The sequence below is a fragment of the Microvirga tunisiensis genome (assembly GCF_009296175.1).
GTDB lineage: Bacteria > Pseudomonadota > Alphaproteobacteria > Rhizobiales > Beijerinckiaceae > Microvirga > Microvirga tunisiensis.
The window spans coordinates 1-7,626 of sequence record NZ_VOSK01000294.1; the positions used below are offsets into that span (position 1 = coordinate 1).

At 64.4% G+C, this 7,626-nt stretch carries 7 protein-coding genes; 1 reads left to right on the plus strand and 6 read right to left on the minus strand.

The window, feature by feature from the left end:
• Positions 1–373: 373 nt before the first annotated feature.
• The gene (locus FS320_RS49945) at positions 374–928 is read right to left on the minus strand and encodes a calcium-binding protein (RefSeq protein WP_338105600.1); all 555 of its coding nucleotides are present in this window, start codon (positions 926–928) and stop codon (positions 374–376) included.
• Positions 929–1,030: 102 nt separating this feature from the next.
• A complete protein-coding gene (locus tag FS320_RS48735; protein WP_244627567.1) occupies positions 1,031–1,588 on the minus strand; it encodes a CAP domain-containing protein in 558 nt (185 codons plus the stop codon).
• Between the two features lie 308 nt (positions 1,589–1,896).
• Between FS320_RS48735 and FS320_RS34250 the strand changes: the two genes are divergently transcribed.
• Positions 1,897–3,096 (plus strand): MFS transporter, encoded by a 1,200-nt coding sequence (locus FS320_RS34250; protein WP_152716857.1) that lies wholly within the window; start codon positions 1,897–1,899, stop codon positions 3,094–3,096.
• A 190-nt stretch (positions 3,097–3,286) separates the two neighbouring features.
• Here the strand turns inward: FS320_RS34250 and FS320_RS34255 are convergent, their stop codons facing one another.
• The 4 genes from FS320_RS34255 to FS320_RS34270 all read right to left on the minus strand — a co-directional run bounded on the left by FS320_RS34255 (position 3,287) and on the right by FS320_RS34270 (position 7,391).
• A complete protein-coding gene (locus FS320_RS34255; RefSeq protein ID WP_152716853.1) occupies positions 3,287–4,051 on the minus strand; it encodes an isocitrate lyase/PEP mutase family protein in 765 nt (254 codons plus the stop codon).
• A gap of 5 nt (positions 4,052–4,056) precedes the next feature.
• On the minus strand, positions 4,057–5,112 hold the full coding sequence (locus tag FS320_RS34260) for a bifunctional transcriptional activator/DNA repair enzyme AdaA (RefSeq protein WP_152716854.1): 1,056 nt from the start codon (positions 5,110–5,112) through the stop codon (positions 4,057–4,059).
• Positions 5,113–5,193: 81 nt separating this feature from the next.
• Positions 5,194–6,522 (minus strand): cytochrome c peroxidase, encoded by a 1,329-nt coding sequence (locus FS320_RS34265; protein ID WP_162003427.1) that lies wholly within the window; start codon positions 6,520–6,522, stop codon positions 5,194–5,196.
• 5 nt (positions 6,523–6,527) lie between these two features.
• Positions 6,528–7,391, minus strand: coding sequence for a hypothetical protein (locus FS320_RS34270; protein ID WP_152716856.1), 864 nt, complete (start codon positions 7,389–7,391; stop codon positions 6,528–6,530).
• Positions 7,392–7,626 lie beyond the last annotated feature (235 nt).

The following is a 7,626-nucleotide window of genomic DNA, read 5'->3' on the forward strand; positions in this document are numbered from 1 at the left end:
CTCCCCGCGCCGCCAATGCCTTGATAGTCATGCGAGCCTCCTGATCGAGCCGGCTCATGCGCTCCTCCGTGTCGTCCCGTGACACGGTAGGTCGACTTCAACCGGAGGCGACATCTCGTAAATCTGGCCGTCGCCTTACTCACACATTCGCGCGTCGCGCTACAACGATCTCACGACGGCTGGCATCGAAGCGTGCGTCACGCGTCTCGAGGCACAGGTGAAAGCCCTCCATCCGGAGATCACGACGCTTTTCATCAAGCCGCAGAACACAGGTACTTACCGGCAAAGACGCCAAACCCTCATCGAGGCGTCGACATCGGACAAAAGCCGATGAGGCGGGCCCGAGAGCCCGCCTTTTCGAATCTGTCCTGATTCAGAAAAGAAAATCCGATGCGCCGATCAGCGAGAGCTTCACGTTGAGCAGCGTGATCGACTGGCTGTCGGCCTTGATGACCACATCGTCGGCCCTGCCATCGCTGTCGGCATTGACCTTGCTGATGCTGAGCTCGCTGAAGCTCAGGCCGCTGCCGCGCAGATCGATGTGGTCGCTGGAATTTTTGAAGTCGGTGATCTTGTCCTTGCCCCACTTGCCTGAGAAGCGGAACGTGTCCGCACTCGTGCCGCCGGTGAGGATGTCGTTGCCGCTGCCGCCGGACAGGGTGTCCTTCCCGCTGTCGCCGTAGAGCCGGTCGTTGCCGGCATTGCCGGTCAACGCATCGTTCCCGGTGCCGCCATAGAGCTTGTCGTTGCCCCCGTTGCCGTAGAGCTTGTCGTTGCCGCCGTTGCCCTCGATCGTGTTGGCCGCGGACGTGCCCTTGAGGGTGTTGTTGCCCGCGGTGCCGCTGATCGTGGTGGGTGTGGGTGTGGGCGAAGCGCCTGTGGTCGGGTCGATGAGGTCGAGCTTCACGTTCGAGGAGGCGATCGTCACCTGCTTGGTGACCGGGGCATAACCACCGCCTGAGAAGGTGACCGAATAGGTGCCGGCCGCAAGTGCCAGGCTGTAGCCGCCGGCGCCTTCCGTCGTGGTGCTTTACCGGGCGCCGGTCGAACTCACGGCCGTCACGGCCAGTCCACCGAGGCCCTCGCCGATGTCGTAGAAGCGGTCGCCGTCCTTGTCGTCCATGCCGACGCCCGTGAGGTACACCTTCGTGCCGGACATGGCGAAGTTCTGCGTGACGAAGGCCCCGTCCCAGGACTGATACGGTCCGGTGTCGAAGCCGATGCCGATCTCCCGGAAGGTCCCGTTGAGGATGTTGGCCTTGTGGCCCGGGCTGTTCATCAGGTTCGCGTGCAGCAGTTCCACCTCGTCCTGGAGACCCGCAGGAGCGCGGGTGCTGACCCAGGCGATGTTCTCCGCCGATGTCCAGGAGCCCGAGAAGGCGTAGCCGGCTTGGATCATCCGCTCGTGCGGGGAGGAGGAGCCCAATCCCGTATGAGAGAACGTGTCGGTCGCGATCATCCAGTTGCTGTGCGAATCTGCCGACTCGTTCAGAGTGCCGTTGAAGGCAAGCGGCTGGGCGCCCGTCTTGGCCCGTTCACGGTTCACCAGTTCGAGCATGAATTGCTCATAGGCCGTGGCTTGCGACATGAAAAACCCCTTTGTTGTTTATATTTTTTCCCGTGTCCGGGTGAATGACCTGAGGCCCGGGCTTAGGGGCCAAATGGGAAAAAGTTGTGACCCTGGAGATACCGTGTTGCGGCTGGGTTCGGTACGGGTCTTTGAACGAGCCGGGAGGGGCCTTGCCCTACCTGCTTTGTAACCCTGCTCTGCAGCATGAGAGGGAGATCAGGAACCTATTCTGGTCTATAGCGGAAGCTGGAAACGCCTCAAGGCTGGGCTTGGCCGCAAGCTTGGCAGCATCACGAAGAATATCGATGACCAATCAAATGCCTGCCATGCCCATTGCGTCCCGTCCTGTGTCGGCGGAGAGAGTTGCGGTCCCGATCCTGGCCGCCATCAGCGTGTCGCACATGCTGAACGATCTCATCCAATCTCTGCTGCCGGCGATCTACCCGATTCTCAAGAGCAATTTTCATCTCGACTTCGGCCAGATCGGGCTTCTGACGCTGACGTTCCAGCTCACCGCCTCGCTGCTCCAGCCCCTGGTCGGCAGCTTCACGGACCGCAGGCCGCAGCCGTTCTCCCTCGTCGCGGGCATGGGCTTCACCCTCATCGGCCTGCTGACGCTGTCGCGGGCCGACTCGTATCCGATCCTGCTCGTGGCTGCAGCGCTTGTCGGCATGGGGTCCTCGGTCTTCCACCCGGAATCCTCCCGCGTCGCCCGTCTCGCGTCGGGCGGACGGCACGGCCTGGCGCAGTCGGTGTTCCAGGTCGGCGGCAATGCGGGAACAGCCTTGGGCCCGCTGCTCGCAGCCTTCATCGTCGTTCCGTTCGGACAGCCGAGCATCGCGTGGTTTTCCGTGGTGGCGCTACTGGCGATGCTGATCCTGTTCGCCATTGGGCGCTGGTATCAGGCCAAGCTCGCGGATCTGCGCGCCAGGCCCCGCGCGGCCGAGACGGGTTCGCTGGTCTCGAAAAGGCGCATCGTGATCTCGCTCGCGATCCTGATCCTGCTGGTCTTCTCGAAGGACTTCTACGTCGCGAGCCTCACCAACTATTTCACCTTCTACCTGATCTCCAAGTTCCAGGTCTCGGTGCAGGAGGCGCAGATCTATCTCTTCGTCTTCCTCGGTTCGCTCGCCGTCGGGACGATTCTGGGCGGAGCCGTCGGCGACAAGATCGGGCGGCGCTACGTGATCTGGGGCTCGATCCTCGGCGTCCTGCCCTTCACGCTCGCGATGCCCTATGCCAACCTGTTCTGGACGGCGGTTCTGAGCGTCACCATCGGGCTCGTTCTGGCCTCGGCGTTCTCGTCCATTCTCGTCTATGCGACCGAGCTCGTCCCGGGACGCGTCGGCACCATCGCGGGCCTCTTCTTCGGCCTGTCCTTCGGCATGGCGGGCCTGGGCGCGGCGCTGCTGGGGCAACTGGCCGACATGACGAGCATCGAGACCGTCTACAAGGTCTGTTCGTTCCTGCCGGCCATCGGGCTTCTCGCTTACTTCCTGCCGAAGATCGAGAAGAAGCGCTTCTGAGGGGCGAGCTCTCCCCCGTCATGGCCGGGCCTGTCCCGGCCATCCCGATCAGGCGCGCACGGCGCCTCGACCCATCGGGATCACCGGCACAAGGCCGGTGATGACGTGGGAACGGATGACGTCTGAAGCTTTGTTCCTGTCCTTGTCTCCTGGGACGTATCGGTATCGAATTTAGACGAAACGCCGTTCGTCAGGTCAGGACTGCTCGCGCGGCATCCTCCAGGGCCTTCATCGCCATGCGATACGGGCCCGGTCCATGGCTGATGCGGGCGACGCCGAGCTCCGCGAGCCGCGCGGCCGGGGGCGTCTTCGCGCTCGCCATGATGTTCACCGGCAGTGACGAGCCCTCGACGACGCGAGCGATCAGCGCCTCGTCGGCCAAGCCGGGGACGAACAGTCCATCCGCACCGGCATCGGCGTAGGCGCGGCCGCGCTCCAAAGCAGCCGCGACGAGGCTCTCGTGCTGATCCGCGGCGGCTACCAGGAACACGTCCGCGCGGGCATTCAGAAAGGCTGGAATCCCGAGCCGGTCGGCCGCTTGCCTCGCGCCCTTGAGCCGCGCCGCCTGATCGGAGATCTCGCGCAAAGGACCTGATTCACGAGCACTGTCCTCGATGTTGTAGCCGATGGCCCCTGCCTGGACGGCGCGGGCAATCGTTGCACCGACCTCGTCTGGATTGGCGCCGTAGCCGCTCTCCAGATCGATGGTGACCGGCAGATCGGTTGCGGTCACGATCCGCTCTAGATTGGCGATGGCCAGGTCGAACGGCATGTACTCGCCGTCGTCGAAACCGTGCGCGGCCGCGACCGACCAGCTGCCGGTCGCAAGCGCCTTCGCGCCGCCCGCCGCAACCGCCTTGGCGCTGCCCGCATCCCAGACGTTGAACAGGATGATCGGGCGCCCGGGAACGTGGAGAGCCTTGAACGTCCTGGCCTTCGTGACTTGATCCGTCATGTCGTCTACCCCTTGGAGAATGTTGCTGCGAGGCGGCGTTCGTGTTCCAGCAGCCATTGCTTGCGCCAGATCTTGCCACCGTAGCCGGTCAGCGATCCGTCCGCGCCGATCACGCGATGGCAGGGCACGATGATCGCCACCTGATTGGCGCCGTTCGCCCGCGCGACGGCGCGCGCCGCATCGGGACGATCGATGAAGCGGGCGATCTCGCCGTAGCTGCGCGTGGCACCCGCCGGGATCCGGCGCAGCGCGTCCCAGACCGTGGCTTCGAAACCCGTGCCTTTCTGAACGACGGGAACATCGAAGGTTATCGAGCGGCCGGCAAAATACTGCTCCACCTGACGAGCCAGCGTGTCGAGCATCGCATGCTGCCCGAAGCAGATCGGTCCGACGCGCTTGCGTAAGCGTTCGATTTCGGTCGGGAGCGCCTTGCGTTCCGCGAATTCGAGCAGGTGCACGCCCGCGTCGTCCACGACGGTGAGCATCGCGCCGATGGGCGTGTCGAGCCATTGCGCCGTCAGAATCTGACGCACTGGCGTGCGGATCGGCGCATCGCCGATGAGCTTGCTGATCGCATCGCGAAAACCGCTGCCGGATTCATAGCCGGCATCGAGTTGGGCATCCATCACGGAGCCTCCCTGCTGCAATGTGTTCACCGCAAGCCCCAAGCGCTGCGAGCGCGCATATTGCGCGAAGGTGATGCCGTATTCCCGCTGGAAGGCGCGGCGGACGGTGGAGGGATCATAGCCAAGAGCCTTCACGTCTTCCGCGCTCCATCGCCGGTCGGGCTCGGCCTTGATCCTGTCCCGGAGGGTTTCGAGCGCGCCGCTCGTGGGCCGCCTGATGTCGAGGGGCTTGCAGCGCAGGCAGGGGCGAAAGCCCGCATCCTGGGCCGCGTCCTTGCACGAGAAGAACACCACGTTGTGGCGCTTCGGCTTCCGGGCCGGGCAGGTCAGGCGGCAGAAGATCCCCGTCGTCCTCACGCCCACATAAGCAAACCCCTCGTAGGAAGGATCGCGGGCGATCAGAGCGGTGAAGAGAGTGTCGTCGTCACGGAGCATGGGCATGACCCTGTTTTAGCGCAGCCACCGGGGTCGTGTCGCCGGAAACGAGGCGTGTATTTTTCTTTTCCCGAGCCGTCCTCAGCGGGCCTGCGCGATCTCCACGCTCAGGCGCATCTCCGGGTGGATGCCGCAGATGATATCGTAGTGACCCGGCTGATCGAACCCGATGGTGACGGTGTCGCCCGGGTTCTGGGCATCGGAATTGAAGCTCTTGCCCGGCCCGTCGAGGCGCACGTTGTGGACGCGTGTATCGTCGTTGAGGATGCGCAGGGCCTCGCCCACCTTCAGGATGATCGCCCCCGGTGTGAAGCGCCGATCCTTCTGGCTGACGCTCGATGTGGGGACCGCCTCCGCATTCGCGCCCCAGGCCATCGTCTTCACCGGCAGGCTCGCGGGACGGGGAGGATCGTCGCTGGACAGAGTGTTGAGGAACGCGACGAGCTGCGCACGCTCCGTCGCGCTGAGGTCGATGCGCTGCGGCAGGTCGGCCGAGAGGGTGGGGCGCTTCACTACGCGCCTGGCGTAGTGGTCGACGACATCGTCAAAAGTGGCGAGTGAGCCGTCATGCATGTAGGGCGCGGACCAGACCCGTTCGCGCAGGCTCGGCGTCTTGAAGGCATGATCCGCCGCCTGCAGGCCCAGGATGGGTCCACGACTCTTGTCCTCGCCCGGCAGGCCGATGTCGTGGAAGGCTTCATCGGTGAAGCGCCAGCCCTGATGGCAGGCTGCGCATCCGGCTTTGCCGACAAAGAGAGCGAAGCCCGCAAGCTCGTCCGGCTCCAAAGCGCCGTCGTCGCCTTTCACCCATCGGTCGAACCGGGTTTCCGGCGAAACGAGGGTTCGCTGAAAGGCCGCGAGAGCCTTTGCCAGATTGGCTTGTGTCACGCCGGGATCGTCAGGGAACGCGATAGCGAAGGCTTTGCGCATCTGAGGATCGGCGCCGAGCTCACGCAAGGCCGTCTGCAGATTGCCCGCCATCTCGCGCTCGTTCTCGATCGGCACCATCGCCTGAGCTTCCAGGCTCGATGCCCGGCCGTCCCAGAAGAAGGACAGGCCCCAGGCAAGGTTCCAGAGCGGAGGCGTGCGGCGGTCGAGCGGCTGCCCGTCATAGCCGACATGGCGATCGACGCCATCGGTGAAGGACAGGTCGGCCTGGTGGCAGCTCGAGCATGCCACATCGCGTGAACCCGAAAGCCGCGTCTCTTCAAAAAGCAATGCGCCGAGCGCCACTTTTTCCGGAGTGGCCGGATTGCCTGCGGGCGTAGGCGTATGGTCGGGACGCGCGAAGACCGTTCGCCAATGCGCGACATCGAGCGGAGCGGGCTTGTCGGCCGCTCCGCTCACGAGGCTCGCGAGAACAAGGCTCGCAAGCACCCGGCCCACTTTGGCGAGATCCTTGCGCGGCACGAGTGTCAGCGCAGATGCCCGAGCTGCAGTTCGAACTTTGCGATCGCGCTCAGGAAGTCGCCGGAGTTCTTCACGGCCTGCTTCGGCGGCGTCACGGCCGGGAAGGTCGCCTTCAGCTCGTCGAGGCTCGCCTGCACGGCCTTGGCCGCATCGGCGTTCTTCGCGCTGGCCGCCGGCATGACCGTTCCGACGAGGCGGTCCGCTTCGAACACGAAGCCGCGCGCATCCTGGTACTCGACCACGTTGGCGATGCGGCCCTTTTCGACGGCCTCCTCATATTCGTCGGCCGCCTGCTGCAGCACCTCGAGAGCCGTTTCGAGCACGAAATAGGTGCCGTTCTCTTCCTTTGCCTTCACGGCGGTCTCGGCGGCGGCCAAGCGCTCGTCGAGGGCCGCGCGGGCGCGGGCGTAGGCTTCCTTGTTCTTGGCCTTCACGGTCTGCGAGAGCGACTTCAGGGCGACCTGGAAGGGCGCGATGTTGAAGGTCTTTAGCTGATCGCGGATGCTGCCGTAGATCTCTTCCTCCGGATGCAGGAAGTGGGGCAGGGCATCGGCCCAGCGGCCGGCCTCGATCAGTTCTGCGCCGACAAGGAGATGGCCTCGAATCATCTCGATGCCGCGGTAGAGATGCACGGACGGCTGCAGCTGCGCGGCGCCGCCGCCTTCCCCTTCGCCCCCTTCGCCCTCGCCGCCGGCCGTGGCGGCGGGCGCCGCGTGGCCCTGGTGCTGGGCGAGGTGGAGCAGGGTCTGGTCCGCCTTGGCCTCGATACCGGCCTGGGGCTGAACGTGCACAACCGTCGCCTGCGCAACGGCCGGCGCGGCAACCAGCACAGCGGAGCTCAGGCCCACCCAGATCTTCCGTTTCTTCATGAATTCCCCCTCGGCACGTCAGCCGCTGCCGCTAGTTTAGAAAAGCTAAAAACTATCTGTCTTTACAATGATTTAGCTACAGAATATGTAACATTGGCAAAAGTCCGGGCTGAGCTGGCGGGTCGGGGTTCCGGCGCAGCGACAATTCTGATTCAATCCCCTGCATGTCACCGGCCCCGGATCTTGATGGCCTGTCGAACGCCGATCTGAAGCGGTTGGTGCTGGAGCTGTTGGG

Coding starts and splice junctions, on each gene's coding strand:
- FS320_RS48735 (WP_244627567.1), bottom strand. CDS start 1,588: ATGTCGCAAGCCACGGCCTATGAGCAATTCATGCTCGAACTGGTGAAC.
- FS320_RS34250 (WP_152716857.1), top strand. CDS start 1,897: ATGCCCATTGCGTCCCGTCCTGTGTCGGCGGAGAGAGTTGCGGTCCCG.
- FS320_RS34255 (WP_152716853.1), bottom strand. CDS start 4,051: ATGACGGATCAAGTCACGAAGGCCAGGACGTTCAAGGCTCTCCACGTT.
- FS320_RS34260 (WP_152716854.1), bottom strand. CDS start 5,112: ATGCTCCGTGACGACGACACTCTCTTCACCGCTCTGATCGCCCGCGAT.
- FS320_RS34270 (WP_152716856.1), bottom strand. CDS start 7,391: ATGAAGAAACGGAAGATCTGGGTGGGCCTGAGCTCCGCTGTGCTGGTT.